15 protein-coding genes and 1 pseudogene are annotated in these 18,345 nt (G+C 66.2%); 6 read left to right on the top strand and 10 right to left on the bottom strand.

Going from position 1 to position 18,345, the window contains the following annotated elements; genetic code table 11:
• The first annotated feature begins 53 nt into the window (after positions 1-53).
• Positions 54-929, top strand: a complete 876-nt coding sequence (locus VGM20_06580) for a hypothetical protein (GenBank protein ID HEY4100524.1) — start codon at positions 54-56, stop codon at positions 927-929.
• A gap of 34 nt (positions 930-963) precedes the next feature.
• Positions 964-1,812 (top strand): biosynthetic peptidoglycan transglycosylase, encoded by an 849-nt coding sequence (locus VGM20_06575; protein ID HEY4100523.1) that lies wholly within the window; start codon positions 964-966, stop codon positions 1,810-1,812.
• Positions 1,813-1,819: 7 nt separating this feature from the next.
• Here VGM20_06575 and VGM20_06570 read toward each other — a convergent pair whose 3' ends face one another.
• The 3 genes from VGM20_06570 to dnaA form a co-directional block, all read right to left on the bottom strand.
• On the bottom strand, positions 1,820-3,703 hold the full coding sequence (locus VGM20_06570; GenBank protein ID HEY4100522.1) for a M28 family peptidase: 1,884 nt from the start codon (positions 3,701-3,703) through the stop codon (positions 1,820-1,822).
• 81 nt (positions 3,704-3,784) lie between these two features.
• Positions 3,785-4,897 (bottom strand): DNA polymerase III subunit beta, encoded by a 1,113-nt coding sequence (dnaN, locus tag VGM20_06565; GenBank protein ID HEY4100521.1) that lies wholly within the window; start codon positions 4,895-4,897, stop codon positions 3,785-3,787.
• Between the two features lie 232 nt (positions 4,898-5,129).
• Complete coding sequence (dnaA, locus tag VGM20_06560) at positions 5,130-6,521, bottom strand: chromosomal replication initiator protein DnaA (protein ID HEY4100520.1); 1,392 nt, start codon at positions 6,519-6,521, stop codon at positions 5,130-5,132.
• Positions 6,522-6,663: 142 nt separating this feature from the next.
• On the opposite strand from dnaA, the gene rpmH reads away from it, so the two are divergent.
• The 4 genes and pseudogenes from rpmH to yidC all read left to right on the top strand — a co-directional run bounded on the left by rpmH (position 6,664) and on the right by yidC (position 9,107).
• Positions 6,664-6,825, top strand: coding sequence for a 50S ribosomal protein L34 (gene rpmH, locus VGM20_06555; protein HEY4100519.1), 162 nt, complete (start codon positions 6,664-6,666; stop codon positions 6,823-6,825).
• A 25-nt stretch (positions 6,826-6,850) separates the two neighbouring features.
• Positions 6,851-7,168, top strand: a pseudogene (rnpA, locus tag VGM20_06550) (ribonuclease P protein component).
• 1 nt (position 7,169) lies between these two features.
• Complete coding sequence (gene yidD / locus VGM20_06545) at positions 7,170-7,391, top strand: membrane protein insertion efficiency factor YidD (GenBank protein ID HEY4100518.1); 222 nt, start codon at positions 7,170-7,172, stop codon at positions 7,389-7,391.
• Positions 7,392-7,406: 15 nt separating this feature from the next.
• Positions 7,407-9,107, top strand: a complete 1,701-nt coding sequence (gene yidC, locus VGM20_06540; protein HEY4100517.1) for a membrane protein insertase YidC — start codon at positions 7,407-7,409, stop codon at positions 9,105-9,107.
• A gap of 14 nt (positions 9,108-9,121) precedes the next feature.
• Here the strand turns inward: yidC and VGM20_06535 are convergent, their stop codons facing one another.
• The 7 genes from VGM20_06535 to holA are packed head-to-tail and all read right to left on the bottom strand — an operon-like array spanning position 9,122 to position 18,333.
• On the bottom strand, positions 9,122-9,931 hold the full coding sequence (locus VGM20_06535; GenBank protein ID HEY4100516.1) for a hypothetical protein: 810 nt from the start codon (positions 9,929-9,931) through the stop codon (positions 9,122-9,124).
• A gap of 2 nt (positions 9,932-9,933) precedes the next feature.
• Positions 9,934-10,791: a rhomboid family intramembrane serine protease gene (locus VGM20_06530; GenBank protein ID HEY4100515.1), complete on the bottom strand. Its 858-nt coding sequence runs from the start codon at positions 10,789-10,791 to the stop codon at positions 9,934-9,936.
• 18 nt (positions 10,792-10,809) lie between these two features.
• Positions 10,810-11,823 (bottom strand): D-alanine--D-alanine ligase, encoded by a 1,014-nt coding sequence (locus VGM20_06525; GenBank protein HEY4100514.1) that lies wholly within the window; start codon positions 11,821-11,823, stop codon positions 10,810-10,812.
• 40 nt (positions 11,824-11,863) lie between these two features.
• The gene (locus tag VGM20_06520) at positions 11,864-13,249 is read right to left on the bottom strand and encodes a pyridoxal-phosphate dependent enzyme (GenBank protein ID HEY4100513.1); all 1,386 of its coding nucleotides are present in this window, start codon (positions 13,247-13,249) and stop codon (positions 11,864-11,866) included.
• Positions 13,249-13,629 carry a TonB family protein gene (locus VGM20_06515; protein ID HEY4100512.1) on the bottom strand — a complete coding sequence of 127 codons (381 nt, stop codon included), beginning with the start codon at positions 13,627-13,629 and terminating at the stop codon, positions 13,249-13,251. The genes VGM20_06520 and VGM20_06515 overlap by 1 nt, the downstream gene beginning before the upstream one ends.
• Before the next feature lie 28 nt (positions 13,630-13,657).
• Positions 13,658-16,318: a DNA mismatch repair protein MutS gene (gene mutS, locus VGM20_06510; protein ID HEY4100511.1), complete on the bottom strand. Its 2,661-nt coding sequence runs from the start codon at positions 16,316-16,318 to the stop codon at positions 13,658-13,660.
• A gap of 59 nt (positions 16,319-16,377) precedes the next feature.
• A complete protein-coding gene (gene holA, locus VGM20_06505) occupies positions 16,378-18,333 on the bottom strand; it encodes a DNA polymerase III subunit delta (protein ID HEY4100510.1) in 1,956 nt (651 codons plus the stop codon).
• Positions 18,334-18,345 lie beyond the last annotated feature (12 nt).

Genomic DNA, 18,345 nt, shown 5'->3' with positions numbered 1-18,345 from the left:
ACACTCGGTTCCCGAAATGTGTCTGCTCGCCACGAACCGTCGTCGCACTTCACATGAAAGCCAAAACTGCTGGTGCCACGACCGCCGCCGCCGACCACGGCGGCTTCGCGGTGCTATTCCTTGCCGCTGCCGCACTCGCGGGGTGCGCCGGACACCATCCGCAAACCGCGCCTTCCCCTCGCGCCAATTCCCGGCGCAATGTCGGTATCCTGCTGAGTGACGACTGGCGTGCGCGGGTTGTGGTGGACCGTGACGACTCGATCATCCTGACGTTGCCGTCGGGGGATCATCAATTGCAGCGCTTTTCCCGGCGAGCCTCGTTTCTGATGAAGGTCTCCGATGGCGGCGACGTTACGATCACGCTTGACTCGCTCGTCGTGAAGCCGCGTACGAGCGGCGACGCCGGAAATCCGGTCGGGGCTGTCTGGACTGGTGAGGTGGCGGGCGATCATCTCAATGCACTGCAGCTGCACGGCCGCGCCAGCGCATCGGCCGCGCCCCTCACCACGATGGTCCGCGAGCTGCTCCCGCGGCTCCCGCGGTCCGGCGCCCGGGCCGGACTCTCGTGGGCGGACACGTCAAACGGCCAGGTTCAGGTTGATATCTTCTCGGGAAGCGAGCGGCGCACAGCCACATGGAGCGCTGGACCCGTCGCAGGACGAGACAGGCTCCTCCCCGTGTCGGTGCACCAGGAATTCGAACAGCTGGGGAGCGGGGCGGAGGGCGGACAGAAGATGTCAATGACATCGCAGGGGCGGAGTAGCGGCGTGTACTACATTCAGTCAGATGGTCGGATCACAGATGCCCAGCTTAGCGATTCGGTGACAATGCTCATCTCCATCCCGGGAACCAGGCAGCTGATCCCGACGACGCGCTATTCGAGGACATCGGTGCACTTCTTCTCACAGATGCGTGGACAGTCCGACTAATCCTCCTCGAACGCGCCGGTGGCTTCGCCGCGGGGTGGCCATCGCCGCCGTCCTCTTCGTGGTGTGGCTCTTTGGCGTCTGGCCGCCTCCGATCTGGTATCGATGGAACTACCCGGGCGAAACGGCGTTCATGGCTCTGCGTCGTCACCAGGACCCGGCAGGAGCGCTCCATCGTCGCTATCACCCTGTGCGCCTCGGCGGGATTCCGATGGCGCTCCGGCGATCGGCTCTGATCGGCGAGGACGTTCGCTTCTATCAGCATCACGGGATTGACTACGTCGAAATGCGCCGCGCAATGGGCTATCCGCGAGACAGTTATTCGTGGATGAGCAGCCGCGACCGCTCCGATCTCTGGCATGCCATCGAACGGAGCGTCACCCATCCCGGCCGAATCCGGGGCGCCAGCACCATCACCCAGCAACTCGCGAAGAACCTCTATCTCTCGCCTTCACGGAATCCGCTCAGGAAGGTGAAGGAGGCGGTCACGGCGTGGAGGCTCGAATTCTGGCTCCCAAAGGACAGGATTCTCGAGCTCTATCTCGACACGTCTGAAATGGGGAAGGAGATTTGGGGGGCCGATGCCGCGAGCGAGGCGTATTACCGCATCCCCGCCCTCCGGATGACAAGAGAGGAATCGGCTTCCTTGGCGGCACTACTTCCGTTCCCTAGGAGTAGCAATCCAGACTACCGACCTGGGCGAATGATCTGGAGGAGAAATTTGATTCTGGCGAGAATGGGAGGCCGTCCGGCAATCATTCTGCCCGATAGCGTGAGCCGGGTGCCGGTCGATGCCGACACCACGGCCTCGGTTGATTCCGTTGCTACAGCCGTTCCGCCGCCTTCGGACACGACGTCCCGGTCAAAGTTTCCGACTCGACCCTGAACTCAGTTCAGCGGCAGGCAGGGTAGCTCGGGTCGGGGCCATCCTTGAACGGTTTGTCCTTCCGGTTGGCGATCGCGGTCATGATCGAGTGCATGAAGTTGCCAATCGCAGCGCCGTGGTTGTAGTCGGTGTATTCGGGCTCATCCGTGACCTGGTGATAGTCTTCGTAGTAACCCGTCGAGTAGTAGGTCGTCGGGATCTCGTGATGGACATAGTTCACCTGATCGCTGCGGCAGAACCGGTTCGACGGATTCGCTGTCACGTCCCACGAACGGTCGATCGCCATCGGCGACGGCGAGAGCGCGTTCACCGAGTCGATGATGTCGCCGAACGCCTTCGATTCCCGTCGTGATCCCAGCGTCTGGACCGAGTGCGGCCCACCGAACTTCACGTCGGTCGTACGGCCGCGCGAGTCCATGTCCATGTTATTGGCGGCGACGATTGAGTCGAGCGGAATCGTCGGATGCGAGGTGAACCACGCCGAGCCGAGGAGGCCGGCTTCTTCGCCGGTGTGGGAGACAAAAATCAGGGAGCGCGCCGGGTGCGGATGTTCGCTGGCGAACTTCTCGGCGACCTCGAGGAGGATGACGGTCCCGGATCCGTCGTCCTCCGCGCCGTTGTTGATCGAGTCTCGACGCGGCGGCCGGATGCTGCGGGCACGCGCGATCATCGAGTCGATCAGGTGCTGCTGCAATGGCGTTGGCGGACACGTCACGCGATCATTGGCGCCCTGCGGACGCATCACGCGATTGTAGGCGCGCAGTGAATCATGGTCGACGGCGGTCGGCGAGACGCCGATGTGATCGTTGTGCGCGCTGAGCAGGACGTACTCGCCGGCGAGTGCCGGAATCGATCCCGGCAGAATCCCGACCACATTGCGCCCCGGCGTCGCCGACTTGTGCCATTCGTAGTTCCACCGTGCGCTGACCGGCTGGCCCGTCGTTCCCGGCGTCAATTGCTCGACATTCTTGCCGAAGATCCGGTTCGCCGCCGCGGCGGAGATCGTCGCCATCGGGACGCCGGCGGCGGTCAGCATCGGCTTCATTGCGCCGCGCGCGCCGAACGCCGCGTTCGCGGCATTGGCCGGAATCGACTCTTCGACGAGCAGCACCGCCGCCGCTCCGACCGCGGCGGCACGGGTGTCCCGGACCTGGCCGCCCCGGCCGCCACCCGCGCCGCCCCGATTCCCCGCAGGCGCGGCGAGCGCGAGTGCCTCGGCTGCACCGCGCTGATTGGGGAAGCCGGCGTCGGCGGGGCAGACGGCTCCCGCGCCATCAGCGCCTGCCCCACCACGACCTCTGCCGCCGCCACGTCCCGTGCCACCCGCAGCCGGTGAAACGAAGACAACAACTTTGCCGCGATAGGCGGCAGCATCGAGCGGAACACTTTCGCCCCACGTCCCGGCGAAGACCACCGGCGTGTCGCGCAGATCGACGGTACCGCCCGCGCCGTTCATCGCGTTGGGTGCGGTGGGGATCCACTCGGTCCGCGGGGCAAGCGCCATTCCGCCGACCGCGAGCGTCGACGCGGCGACGTCGAAGCCGAGCGGCCCGAAATCGAGTTCCTGGAAATAGGTGCCGTTGTCGCCACCCGGCTTGAGTCCGATCCGCTTGAATTCGGACGCGATGTACGCCGTTGCCTTGTAGTTCCCGAGCTCGCCGATTCGCCGCCCCTGCATTGAATCATCGGCGAACTGGTAGAGGCGCGTGCGCAGGTCGTTCGCCGTGATCGCCGGGGCTGTCGGTCGCGGCGCCCACTTCATCGGGCCGTCTTCGTCAGGCCAGACCGGTCGGATGGCGGGACGCGCTGCCTTCGAGGGTGCCTGGGCGTGGAGTGTTGTCACGGAGAAGAGCAGGGCGGTCACTGCGGACGCTGCGATGTTCCGAACCACGGGAGTCTCCATCTGGTGACCCGCCCGGGCGGGCGGGTGGTGCGGCGGCAGCGTCCGCACGGACGCCGCCGCCTCGAGCAATCAATCGAGCAGTCGAAGCGGCATGACGAGGGTGAGGTATGCCGCGGGATCGTCCCAGCCAACCGGCTCGATCGTCGACGCGCGCTCAGGGGCCTTGAACGTCATGCGTACCTCATCAGTCGGCATGTACTTGAGCACTTCGAGGAGGTAGTTGGCGTTGAACCCGATATCGAGCGGCTCACCTTCGTACGACACGGTGATCTCTTCCTGCGCTTCGCCGAGATCCGGCGTCGTCACGGAAAGACGACACGAACCATCGCCGAAGGCCATCCGGATCCGATGGGTCTGATCGCTCGCGACGATGCTCATGCGACGCAGCGCCGACATCAGCGAGGCCTTCTCCGCGGTTGCCGCCTTGTCGTTCTCGCGCGGGATGACCTGTTCGTAATTGGGGTAGGGACCTTCGATCAACCGGGTAAAGACCTGCGTCGTCGTGGAACGGAAGCCGAGGTGATTGTCGGACCGGCCGATCTCGATCTCGTCGTCGGGGCCGAAGAGCTTGCGGAACTGCTCCAGCGCCTTGGGCGGTACGATCAGTTCGGCCTGCTGCGCCACGGTGCTCTGCATCGGGATTTCCATCTTGGCGAGCCGGTGCCCATTGGTCGCGACCATGCGCATCCGGTCGGGCAGGAGCTGCCAGAGGACGCCGTTGAGCACCGGCCGGCTCTCTTCCGTGCTTGCAGCAAAGGCAACGTGCGCAATCAGCTTCTGCAGTTCGCGGGCAGTGGTGCGTGACGACCCATCAAAGGCGAGCTGCGGGAACGAAGGAAACTCCTCGCGCGGAAGTCCCAGGAGCTTGAACTTCGAGCGGCCGCACTCGATGGTGACCCGCTGCTCGCCCTGCGTCGTGATCCTGATCCCGGCACTGGGGAGCTCGCGCACCAGTTCGACCAGCTTGCGCGCGGGAAGGGTGATCGCCCCTTCCTGGTCGACCGCCGCAGGAACCGTGGTGCCAACGGCGATGTCGAGGTCGGTCCCCGAGAGCCGCAGCCCATCCTTGGTGGCTTCGAGCAGGATGTTGGCGAGCACCGGGAGCGTGGTCTTGGTCGGCACTGCCGCCGCCACGGCGGTGAGGCCTTCCTGCAGCTGCTCGCGAGTGATCGTGAACTTCATCGGCTACCCCGGGTTTGCCAGAAGTACTGCTGTTTCCATCCTATTAACTGATCTAATCGTAGCAGTAGAGGGTCCGGAAATGTGGACCGTCGCCGTAACCTGCTCGCACCACACGTACTGCGCGTTCACCTTCGCGTGGAGTCGTCGTGGAGCGCGGGGATGCTGCCATCGTTTCCCCACGGCAATCCGCACGCTCCAACACCATCCACGATACGTCCGCACACAGTGTGAACTACACTGTCAACAACTCTGCGCGTGCCGATTCTACGCGCTCGCGGAACTGGCGGTCGCGTCCGAGTTGCGTCTGCACCTTGTCGACGCTGTGGATCACCGTCGAGTGATCCCGTCCGCCAAACGCCTGCCCGATTTCGACCAGCTGCATCTGCAGCAGGTCGCGCGCCAGGAACATGGCGATCTGGCGCGGGACGGTGAGCGTCTTGATCCGTGCCTTGGAGCGCAGACCTTCCGGCGTCACGCCCCAGCGGCGCGCCACGACTTCCTGGACGCGTTCGATCGTCGGGAGCGTGCGCGAGCGAATGTCGCCGTCATCGCCGGGGCGGATCCGGTCGGCGAGTGCTTCGCGCGCCAAATCGATCGAGATCTCGCGATGCCTGAGCGACGCGTAGAGGAGCAGCTTGATGATGCACCCTTCGAGTTCGCGAACATTCGAGCGGATGTTCTCCGCCATGAACGCAAGGACGTCGTCGGGGATGGTGGTCTGGAGGTGATCCATCTCCTGCTTCTTGCGCAGGATGGCGATGCGGTGCTCGAGGTCGGGCTGCTTGACGTCGGCCACCATTCCCCACTCGAACCGCGACACCAGCCGTGCTTCGAGACCGGGGATCTCCTTCGGGGCGCGGTCCGAGGTCAGGACGATCTGCTTCCCGGCCTCGTAGAGCGCGTTGAAGGTATGAAAGAACTCTTCCTGGGTCGCTTCCTTCCCCTCGAGGAAATGCACGTCGTCGACGAGGAAGAGATCGACGTCGGTGCGGTACCGCTTCCGGAGGTCGGGCATGGTTCGCCCGTGGATCCCCTCGATCACTTCGTTGATGAACTGCTCTGCACCGACGTACAGGACGCGAGTGGACGGGATCTTGTTGAGGACCTCGTGCGCGATCGCCTGCATCAGGTGGGTCTTGCCCAGCCCCGTCGGCCCGTAGATGAAGAACGGGTTGTAGTGCTTCCCGGGGGCCTCCGCAACCGCGTGGGCGGCGGCGGCGGCGAGCTCGTTGGATTTCCCGATCACGAACGCGGCGAAGGCGTAGCGATCGTTGAGCGGCTGGGTGCTCGGATTGACCGGGACCAGTGGCGTCGCGGGGGGGTCCATCGCAACCTGAGGGACGAACAGGTCCATCTGCGGGCGCTTCTGCCGGTCAGCAGCGACGCAGAACGAGACGGCAACCGGTTCGCCGGCAGCTTCGGTGGCGCACGCGCCGAGCGCCGAGGAGTACTTCTCCTCGTTCCAGCGCTTGGCGAAGTCGTCGGGAGTGGACACGACCAGCGTGCCGCGTTCGAACGAGATCGCTTCGTTGCTGGACAGCCAGGTCTGGATCATCGGCTCGGGGATATCGCGCTTGGCGCCCTCGAGAACTCGCTTCCAGAGATCTTTGGCTGACAGCTGCATCGTGTCGATTTTTCGGGTGCGAGTAGGCCGGTGTGTTTTTCGGGAGGCCGATTCTACGGCCCGCATGTGGAAAAGTCAAACCTTGACCTTTTTGGTCTCGGGACGGTAGGTTGTCCGGCTCTTCAGAGGGGTCGTTACTGCAATGATGCCGACGTATCGTCCGCGCAACAAGCGACGGATCGCCAAGCATGGATTCCGCAAGCGGATGGCCGACCGCTGGGGCCGTGCCGTCCTGTCGCGCCGCCGGAAAAAGGGTCGGAAGCGCCTGACGGTTTCCCTCGGCTCGAAGCACGCCCGCACCTGACGGCGACGAGCGCCTCCCGCGCTCCCGCCGGCTGGTTCACCCCGCAGACCTTCGCCGCGTGCTCACCGCCGGCCATCGCCAGCACGGGCCCCACATCGACATTTTCTGGACCGACAACGAGGCGGGTTTCCCCCGCCTCGGCGTGATCGTGCCGAAGCTCCGCCGGACCGCTGTTGCTCGCAATCGCCTGCGCCGTCAGCTGCGGGAGATCTGGCGACGTGAAACCCGGACCCGGCTCCCTGCGTGGGACGTAGTATTCCGTGCGCGGTCGGCGGGTTATGATGCGCCGTACCAGCGATTGAACGATGATGTCGCGGCCTGGTGCGAGGAGCGAGGGAGATGAGATGGCAACGTGGCCGCGGCGGGGTGCCATCCTGTGCATTCGCGGGTACCAGCGATTCATTTCTCCCGCGTTCCCTCCGTCGTGTCGCTTCACGCCTTCGTGCTCGCGGTACGCGCTGGACGCGATCGACCGGTACGGTGCACTGCGCGGCGGCTGGCTCGCTGCCAAGCGCATCGCACGGTGCCATCCCTGGAATCCAGGCGGTTATGACCCAGTTCCCTGACGTGGCGAGCGGCGCGTGAACGATCGTCGCCTGTTGTCGGCACTCGCGCTGATCATGGTCATCGCGCTGTTGCCAACCATTCTGCTCAAGCGATCTGCGCCGAAGGCGGGGGCGCTCACCCGGCACGACAGTGTCAGCACGACGCAGGCTTCGCAGGCGGCAGCAACGCCGGTGTCGTCGCCCGCCGGGACGGTGGCAAGCAAGCCCGCTGGCGCGGACACTGCCGTTGCGGCACTGACGACTGCGTCCGGCCCCGCCGACACCGTCGTGGTACGGTCGAAGCTGTACCGGTACGCCGTCTCGACGCGCGGCGGTGTGATCGTCTCGTCCCGCTTGCTGCACTACCAGTCGATGGCCGAGAGCGATCACCGCGACACGCTGGAGCTCCTCCCGGCCGATGCCGGGCTGCTCGGCGGGACGCTCATCGCCGGGACCGACACGATCCGGCTCGACCAGATCAACTTCACCGCCAGCGGCGACTCGCTCGAGGCGCCAGCATCGCTGATCCTGCACGGTCAATCGGGGAACTACACCATTGACCTGACCTATCAGTTCCTCGCGGACGACTACGAGGTGATCGGTTCGGGCAAGGTGAGCGGCCTTGGGCCGACCGGCGGCCTGCTGCTGATCAATTTCGGCAACGGTTTCCGGCCGGTCGAAGCGACCGCCGCGGATAACGCGCAGATCGGCCTCGTCACCAAGCTCGAGAAGACATCGCTCACGCTATTCGGGAAACTGAAGCCGCGACAGATGTTCCAGCAGAGCGGCCCGTTCGAGTGGATCGCCGTGAAGTCGAAATACTTCGTCGCGGGGCTCTTTTCGTACGACTCGAGCGGCACCACGATCAAGCCGAATGTCGTCGGTCTCCAGGCGTTCCCGTCGGACACCGTGAGCCGCCCGGTTCGCGCGCACGTCGCCGCATCGATCGCCATTCCGGCCGACGGCGCCTTCCACTGGCGCCTCTATCTCGGCCCGATGGAATACTCGCGCCTGCATCGGATGGGACACGACTTCGACGACGTGAATCCATACGGATGGTCGTGGCTGCGCCCCGTGATCCGGCCATTTGCCGTCTGGGTCCGCGCGATTTTCGTCTGGATGCACAACGCACTCGGTCTCGGCTACGGGATGGTGATCATCCTGTTCGGCCTGCTGGTGCGCATCCTGATGTGGCCGCTGAGCCGCTCATCGATGCGGTCGATGGCGCGAATGCAGGCGGTCCAGCCGATCCTGACGTCACTGCAGGAGCGGTACAAGGACAATCCGCAGGTGCTGCAGCAGGAGACCTTCAAGGTCTACAAGGAACACAAGGTCAATCCGCTGGGCGGGTGCTGGCCGATGCTGCTGCCGTATCCGGTGCTCGTCGCGGTCTTCTTCGTGCTCCAGTATTCGATTGAAGTGCGCGGGGTGTCATTCCTCTGGATGACCGATCTTTCCCGTGCCGATCCGCTGTACCTGATCCCGATCCTGATGGCGGCGTCGATGTATGCGGTGTCGCGGATCGGCCAGATGGGGCTGCCGCCGAATCCGCAGGCGAAGATGATGACGTGGATGATGCCAGTCGTCATGCTGGTGATCTTCGCGAGATTCGCATCGGGATTGAACCTGTACTACGCGATCCAGAACCTCACGTCGATTCCACAGCAGTGGCTGGTGATGAAGGAGCGGCGTACCATGCAGCCGCCTCCCGCCCCGGCTCCGAAAAAGAAAAAGTGACCTGAGCGCCGCGCTCAAGCGCCGAGAAGCATTGCGTCGCGCAACCCCGCTCGCGCGACGCGGGGCGATACCAGCCGCCACGCGAGATAGTGTCCGGCCATCGGCGGCAGCGTGACGCCGTCGACGGTCCTCAGTGATCTCGGCGCTGATGGCACCAACCACCGCATCACCAGGCCGGTTCCACGCTGATCGAGATCGCCATCGATCCGCGCCATCAACACCTTCTCCTGCTGGCGCAGTCGTGCGAAGGTCGTGCGGCTGAGCGCCATCGCCTGGTGGGCTTCGATCGCAAGAACACTCAGCGCCAGATGCAGGCCGAGCCCTGCGTTGTAGATCCACTCGCGGAGTGGATAGTCCCTGGCCGCCTCCCAGCGATTCCACGCGCCGCTCCATCGATGCACCCGTTCCCACCGCGTCAGCGATGCGATGGCGAGCAGGATTGCCACGAGATCCGCGTCCGATAACGGATCTGCGGCGATGAACGCGACGACGGTCCCGCCCAGCCCGGGAAGTGCTTCTGCGGGAGCGTCGCCGGCGCCGGCGGGAAGGAGGATGACCGATTGGCATCCGTCGGCGCCGTGCGCCGATGCACGCGCCACGGTGTCTGTCAGCGTCGCGAACGTGCCGGGGTCGGTGGCGCGTTCGCGGATCAAGCGCAGCGAAGGTCGGTCATCGGAAAGCGGCAACTCGGTGAGATGCGGAACGCGCTGCTGGCGGATCAGGTCGAGCAGCGGCGCGTGGCGAGCGCGGAACTCCTGCCGCGCGCGAACCGTGTCGCTCGCCTCTACCGCCGCCATCCACGGTGAGACGAGATCGACGATCACTGTCAGTGGGGCGGATCGCGCCGACGGCGAGCGACCGCGTCGAGGAAGCGACGCTCCTCGGTCGTCAGCGACTCGATCCCGGTCGCGCTGATCTTGTCGAGGACCCGATCGATTTCTGCGGTTTCATCGCTGCGGCCCTTGGTCTCGCGCGTCGGCTCCGGCGTGGCGGGCGCCTTCCGGGCAGCGATTGCAGGCTGATGCTCGCTCCCGGCGCCGCGGGCGACCACCGGAACGCGCGGCCGCATCGTGGGGAGCGGCATCGGTCCGGCAGGGCGCGCGATCCCGCGCAGCACGAAGTAGAAGATCCCCGACGCGAGCCCGGCGAGGTGGGCGCCGTGCGCAATGTGATCGTGGAGAAAGAAGAGCCCGACGGTATCGTACGCCGCCAGCATCGCGATCAACCACTTGGCGCGGATCGGGACCGGAAGCGGAAAGACGAGGAGCGGCGCGTCAGGAACCATCCTCGCAAAGGCGTACGCCACGCCGAGAATGGCGCCGGATGCCCCGATGAAGGAACCGACATCGATCCCGAGCGACTGCAACGCAAGCGCGCCGATCGCGGCACCGATGCCGCAATACAGGTAGTAGACGATGAAGGTCGAGGATCCGAGCCGCCGTTCGACGGTCGGTCCGAAGACGAAGAGTGCCAGAGCATTGCCGGCGAGATGCCAGAGGCCGGCGTGGACGAACATGTAGCTGAAGAAGGTCCACGGCCGGGCGATCGCGAGGCCGGGATCGAACGACAGGAGCTGGGTCAGGTAGTCGGAGGTGAAGACCGTTTCCTGCAATAGCAGGATGACGGCGTTGACCGCCAGCAGGCGACCTACCCATGGCGTGATCCGCGGTGCGGTATCACTCATCGCCCCTCCCATCCTGCATCATCCTTCGACCGCCAGTTCGCAGATCCGCTCGCACAGCGTTGCAAAATCGATTCCGACCGCCGCCGCGGACTGCGGCATCAACGACGTCGCGGTCATCCCGGGAAGGGTGTTGACCTCGAGACAGAAGAGTTGATGGTCGTCGGTCAGCCGGAAGTCCACCCGGGAATACCCCTCGAGCTTGAGCGCATCATGCGCGCGCAACGCGATTTCACGTACTTCCTCTGCCAGCGCGTCCGGGATCTCCGCCGGGAAGATCTCCTGGGACATGCCGGGCGTGTACTTGCACTCATAATCAAAGAGTTCGTGGCGCGGGATGATCTCCCCGACCGCCAACGCATCGTCGCCCAGAATGCCCACGGTCAGTTCACGACCCGGTACGAACGCTTCCACCATCACCTCGTCGTCGTGGCGCCCCGCCTCCGCGATCGCCGCGGCGAGCCCAGCCGGATCGCGGACGACCGTCAACCCTACGGTGGACCCCTGGCTCCCAGGTTTCACCACGACCGGCCAGTCGAGTTCCCGGTCGACTTCGGCGGCTGTCACCGGGGCCATCAACCACGCCGCGGTCAGCACCTCCGCCTGGAGGAAGAGTCGCTTGGTGAGGTCCTTGTCCATGGCGACGCCGCTCCCGAGCGGCCCTGCACCGGTGTAACGAATTCCGGCGGTTTCGAGGAGCGCCTGGACCGTTCCATCCTCGCCACGTCCACCGTGCAGCCCCAGAAAGATGACATCGGCGTCGCGGAGTGCCGGCTCGCCGAGCAGCCCGCCAAAGAGAATACGCCGTTCGGCGGCGGCGAGTGCCGCGAGCTCCTGCACGTCGGGGGGCGCGATCCTGACCAGCGGGACCAGCAACCGCGATTCACCCGCGGAATCAAGAATGCCGGTCGTGGAATCGGCGACGGTGACCTCATGGCCCCGGCGTCGCAACGCTGCAACGACCTGTGCCGCCGACGCGAACGCGACGTCACGCTCGGCCGACGAGCCGCCGGTGAGGACACAGATCTTCATCATCGAAAGGTAGCCGCTGGGTGTCGCGGAATGGCGAGGCGCGCTAGCGCCCGATCATGAGCTGCAATACGTCGTAGCGCGAGACAATTCCCAGCAGCGCCCCATGTTCGGCGACGAGTGCTGCCGGCGTCTCACGTGTCAGCATCGGCGCCAGGCGATCGAGTGTCAGGGTCGCCTCGACCAGCGGGAACGGCGCTTCCATCACATCGCGTACGGCGCGATCGAGCAGCGACGGGTCCTCCAGCGCTGCGGTCATCAGCGAGTTTTCCACCAGCGATCCGACGCACGTTCCGGCCTCGATCACCGGAAGCTGCGAGACACCAAACGTTCCCATGAGGTTGAGCGCCTGGCGCACCTGCGCCGCGGGTGCCACCTGGACCAGCGCGGGGGCATCGGGCGAGCGGCGGCGCAGCAAATCGGAAACCGTGGCACGCGGTGCGTCGAGGAGCTGGTTCTCCTGCAGCCACGCGTCGTTGAACACCTTGGAGAGATAGCGTTCGCCGGTGTCGGCGAGGATCACCACGACGCAGGCATCGGGATCGTTGAGTTCGCGCGCCACGGCGAGCGCGACGTGGAGGTTGAGACCGGTCGAGCCTCCGGCGAGAATCCCTTCCTCGCGCGCAAGCCGGCGCGCCATTGCCATCGAATCCTTGTCGGCGACGGTGCGGAATTCGTCGATCACATCCCACCAGAGTGTCGTCGGGACCTTGTCGCCGCCCATCCCCTCGACCTTGTACGGCGCGCCGTCGCCGCCGAGCTCGTGGGTCCTGAAATAGCCGGCGTAGAGCGAGCCAGCAGGATCGCCGGCGATGATCCTGATCGATGGATTCTTTTCCTTGAGATACTTCCCGACGCCGCTCACGGTCCCGCCGGTCCCGGCGCCGGCGACGAAATGCGTCACCTTGCCGGCGGTCTGCTCCCAGATCTCCGGGCCGGTCGTGGCGTAATGCGCCTCCGGATTGAGCGGATTGTAGAACTGGTTGGCGAGGATCGCTCCAGGGGTGTCATGGGCGATCTGTTTCGCCTTCATGATGTAGTTCTCGGGGTGATCCGGCGGCACTGCGGTCGGCGTCGTGACCACTTCGGCACCATACGCCTTGAGCAGGCGCACTTTTTCCTGGCTCATTTTGTCGGGCATCGTGAAGATGCAGCGATATCCCTTGATCGCCGCGGCGACCGCAAGGCCGACGCCGGTGTTGCCACCGGTCCCCTCGACGATCACGCCACCCGGCTTGAGCGCGCCGGAGCGTTCCGCACCCTCGATGATCGCGAGTCCGATGCGGTCTTTCACCGATCCGCCGGGATTGGCATACTCGGCCTTGCCGAGGATCGGCGTCCTGATGCCGCGGCCGATGCGGGCGAGGCGGATCATCGGGGTCCAGCCGATCGTGTCGAGGACCGAGTCGTACGGGCGGAGATTGTGTGCCATCAATGCGTGCCGGATGACCTGCGAAGGGAATCGGGAAGGGTGAACCGGATCGGAACCTTGATCGGGGCGGCCACCGGGACCGTGCCGCGAAATGCCGGCGTGAAGCGGAGGCGGGGCGCCGCCTGCAGCGCGGCAGCATCGAACGCCGCATGGCCGCTCGACCTGGTGACGCGAGTGGAGTCACGCACCACCGCGCCGGACGAGTCGACCACGACGTAGAGCATTACCGCGCCCTCGACACGCTGCGCATAGAGATCGGGCGGATACGGAATCGAGGAGTCGCCCGAGACGAGCACCGCTGGCGTGATGGTGTCGGCGGGCGGCGCTTGCCGGCAGGCGGCGGCGAGTGAGGCGAGCGCGCACAACGATGCAGTTCGCACCGGGGAAGAATAGTGCGGTCGCTTCGATTCACGCTGGCGGCGGGGCATCTTCGAGTTCGTCGCGAATCCGCGCCAGCTCCTGCAGCGCCTGAATCGGCGTCATCGTGTTGGGATCGAGGCCGCGGAGGCGGAGGGCGAGGGTGATCGCCCGCTGGTCGCTCGGGGACAAATCGCGCGGCTGCGCATCACGAGATCGTGGCGACGAACCGGATGCACCATCGAAGAGCGAGGGCTGCGCCGGGTCGGCATCGCGCGGCGGCGCACCGGCGACTACCCGGTGATCGCCCTCGAGCGTGACAAGGACCTCCCTGGCCCGATTGACCACGCTGCCGGGGAGCCCGGCGAGATGCGCGACGTGAATGCCGTACGATCGATCGGTCCCGCCCGCCTCGAGGCGGTGCAGGAAAACGATCCCCTTGTCGGTCTCCCGCACCGCGACATTGAGATTGCGCGCATGCGCCAGCTTTTCCGGCAGCTGCATCAGCTCGTGGTAGTGCGTGGCGAACATGGTGCGGCAGCCGATCCGGTCGTGCAGATGCTCGGTCACCGCCCATGCGATGGCGACGCCATCATAGGTGCTGGTGCCGCGCCCGATCTCGTCGAGCAGTACCAGCGATTGCGCGGTCGCGTTGTGCAGGATCGCGCTGGTCTCGCTCATCTCGACCATGAAGGTCGACTGTCCGCGCGCCAGGTTGTCGCTCGCGCCGACCCGCGTGAAAAGGCGATCGGCGACGCCAATCTCCGCCTCGGCCGCCGGCACGAATGAACCGATCTGCGCCAGCAGCACGCAGAGGCCGATCTGCCGCAGAATGGTGCTCTTGCCGGCCATGTTGGGCCCGGTCACGAGCAGCACCCGCGCCGCCTCGTCGAACCGCACGTCATTGGGGACGAACCGCTCGCGCGCCATCATCCGTTCGATCACCGGATGCCGCGACGCCGTGAGCCTGAGGCCGAAGCCGTCGTGGACCACCGGCCTGGTGTACTGCTGGGTGGCCGCCACCTCGGCCAGCGCCGCGACGACGTCAATGCGGGCGAGGAGTTGCGCCGTCCGCTGGATGCGATCGATCTCCCGGCCGACGCGGTTGCGCAACGCGGTGAACAGCGCCGACTCCTGCTCGGCGATCCGCTCCTCGGCGCCGAGGACGCGGGTTTCGTATTCCTTGAGTTCGGGCGTCGCGTAGCGCTCGGCGCCGCTCAACGTCTGTCGCCGTTCGTAGTCTGCGGGGACCGACGCGGTGTTGGCGTGCGTCACTTCGATGTAGTACCCGAACACCTTGTTGTAGCCGACCTTGAGCGACTGAATCCCGGTCCGCTCGCGTTCGCGCTGCTGAATGCTGGCCAGCGCCCGCTTGCCGTTTTCGCGGAGCGCGCGCACCTCGTCGAGTTCGGCATCATATCCCGCCACGATGACGTCGCCATCGGCGAGCGCAGCCGGCGGCCGTTCGACCAGTGCGCGTCCGAGTTCTGCTGCAAGGTCGGTCAGCGGGTCAAGCGTTGCGGCGGCGTGCGGCAGGAGCGCCATCGAGTCCGACGATCGCGTGGTGGAGAGCGACGCGAGATCGGTGAGCGAGGAATGCACCTGTGGCAGCCGTTGCAGGGAATCGCGCAGGGCGCCGAGTTCGCGCGGCGTCGCACGGCCCGAGGCGGCACGCGCGGCGAGACGCTCCACGTCGCGCACGCCGTCGAGTGCCTCGCGGAGACCGGCGCGGGCGCGCCCCGCCGCGACGAGAATGTCGACGGCATCAAGGCGGACGGTGATCCGCGCCGGATCACGCAGCGGCGAGACGATCCACTGCCTCAGGAGACGCGCGCCCATCGGCGTCACCGTCCGGTCGAGCGTTTCGAGCAGCGTGACGCCCTTCGCGCCGGCGCGAAGCGGTTCCACCAGTTCGAGGTTGCGGCGCGTCATCTCGTCGATCCAGCACAGCTCTTCACTGCGGCGCACCTGCGGGCGCGCCAAGTGCGGCAGTCCGCTCGGCTGCAGTTCGGCGATGTAGCGGAGCAGGGCACCTGCCGCGCCAACGGCCGCGCGATCGCCGCCGGCGAGACCGAGGCCGTCGAGCGACGCGAGATTGAAGCGGCGGGCGAGTTCCTCGGAGCCGAGGTCGCCGTCGAACTCCCACGCCTCGCGCGCACTGCGAAGTGTCGCTTCGTCAAGCGTGATCCTGGCGTCGCCCGGCACCACCACTTCAGCGGGATTGAGCCGCGAGATCACTTCATCAAGCGCATCGGCGGGGACCGTTTCGAGGGTGAATTCCCCGGTCGAAAGATCGATCGCGGCGACGCCGACCTGGTGTTCGACCGGGAGGACCCCGACCAGCCAGTTGTTGCGCGCGCCGGGCGTCCATTCCTCGTCGAGAAAGGCGCCGGGGGTGATCGTCTCGACGACGGCGCGCTTGACGATGCCGCGGGCGACCTTCGGGTCCTCGACCTGCTCGCAGATCGCGACCCGGTAGCCCTGGGCGATGAACTGGCGGAGGTATCCCGCGGCGGCCTTCACCGGGACGCCGGCCAGCGGCACTCCGTCCCCGCGAGCCGTCAGGGTGATGTTGAGGGCGCGCGCGGCGATCTGGGCGTCGTCGTAGAACATTTCATAGAAATCGCCCATCCGGAAAAAAAGGATCGCGTTGGTGTGACGCGCCTTGATTTCCCGGTATTGCGCCAGCAGCGGAGTCGCGGAGTCGGACACGCGACAAGTCTATGAAGAAACGACCGGGAAAGAAGGGAAACGCGCGGCGAGATCGCCGGTTACGGCGCCGTGGTGATGAACGGCTTGCCGCCGGCGGCCGCGGCCACCCTGGAAAGCGCCGCCGCCGCCGCGGCCCGGGTGGCGAACGGCCCGGCCTGCACCTTGGTGAGCTTCCCGGGTCCGCGGACGGTGTACGCCTTGAAGCCGGCGTGTTCGATCTTCTGGACCACGCGGCGCACCACCGCCTGGTCGCTCACCGCGGTGACCTGTATCCGCCAGATCCCCTCGGCTCCCTTTGCCGGTGGCGGAGCGGCCGGGGGTGACTGGCTCGCGCTTCGCCGGGAGGTGTCGGGGAATGACGGCGGCGCGCGGAGCGAGTCGCGATTCATCGGCGCGAGCTGGACGCCTCCACCGATGTCGCACCGCTGCTTGGCGAACTGCAACTGATTGCGGACTTCGAAGTCGTCGCCCGCGGCGGCAATGCCTCGCGTCAGCCAGTCGCACCCCTGCTGGAGTTTCTGGCGATCGAACGCCGCCCGCGCGCCCCAGAGTGCAGCGTTCGGAATGACCGGCGATGCGGGATAGTCCGTGAACAGCCGCGTGACGCGATTCATCACGCTGGTCATGTCGCCATTACCGTAGTCGAGCTGTGCGAGGCGGAGCAGCGCCTTGTCGGCCCATGCCGATGACGAATAGTTCACCACGATGTCCGCGAAGCGCGAACGCATCCCGTCGCCGGTGTTGGCGACCGCGCCGGCAGTGTAGAGCGCCTCGGGATAGTTCGAATCGGTCTTCGCCGTGCGGGCCAGGACCCGGCCAATCACAGCGCGGGCCGAATCGCCGTATCCATCCTGCGCCAGCTGCACGATCTCCCTGAATCGCGGCGACGTCGGCAGGAGCGCCGCCTGGGCGGATGCCGGCCGGATGCCGAGCACCAGCAGCAGCAGCAGCGTCGCCACTGTCGCCGCGCGCTTGATCCGCGACGCCGCCAGCGAGAGAACGAGATCGGTCACCACTCCAGCTTCGTCCGAGATTCGGGTCGCCTTGAGTGCGACGTCGGCCTGGAGGGTCGCGGCGGTGGCCGCGCGAAGGCGCGCCAGCGGCCAGCGGCCGACGACGGCACCGGCCAGCTGCGCGAAGGGGCCGTAACTTCCGACGCCGGGGCGATTGGCAAAGCAGAACGACTTCACCTGTTCCGCCAGCGCGCGATCGCGAATCTTCCGCCGCTCGGCCGTCACCCGCGCCCATCGCAGGACGAGGAGCGACGTCCCCAGAAGCGAGACGAGCCGCACCCCGGAATTGCCGCTCACTTCCAGCAGATCGGGGAGGGTGGTCAGCGCGCGGGCGGTGTCGTCCGACAGGACAGCGTCACGCCAGTCATCGGCGGTCTCGCCGAAGCGCACACCAACGAGTGCCGCCACCATCTCGGTATTCACGGGGCCGCGCACGTCGAGTGCTGCGAGCTTCTCCACTTCGGCGGTCAGCATGCCGAGATCGCCGCCGGTGGCGCGGAGCAGGTGTTCGCGCGCCGCCGCCGCGATCTCGACCTGCTGCGCCGCGAGCCGGGCATCGAGCCACGCCTCGAGCTGGTCACCGACCGGTGCGCGGCATTCGATCGCGGTGCATTGCGAGGCGAGATCATTGTCGGGATCGTCGTCGTTGGCCTGCACCAGGACCAGAACCGTCTCGGGCATCGGACGACGGAGGTACTCCACCGCCGGGAGCTTCGCCTTGCTCTTCTTCTTCCACGCCTCGATGTCGCGTACGACAACGACTCGCCGCTCGGCCATCATCGGCAACGTCGCGCATGCCGCGGCGAGCGCGCCGGGGTCGAGCTGCTGCGCTGAATGGATGTCGAGATTGAAGTCGCGGGTCGCGGGATCGAGGGCGCGGTCGAGCAGCAGCGCGAGCGCCTCGTCCTTGAAGATTCCCTCGGCGCCAAAGATGTAGTAGGAGCCTGCGGGCGGCGCTTTCGCGAGTGAGCGGCGGAGCCCCGAGAGATCGGTCGCAGCCATGCTGCAAACTAC

Source organism: Gemmatimonadales bacterium (genome assembly GCA_036500345.1).
GTDB lineage: Bacteria > Gemmatimonadota > Gemmatimonadetes > Gemmatimonadales > GWC2-71-9 > Palsa-1233.
Note: the sequence above shows the minus strand (reverse complement) of the source record. Positions and strands in the feature narration are given on the sequence as shown.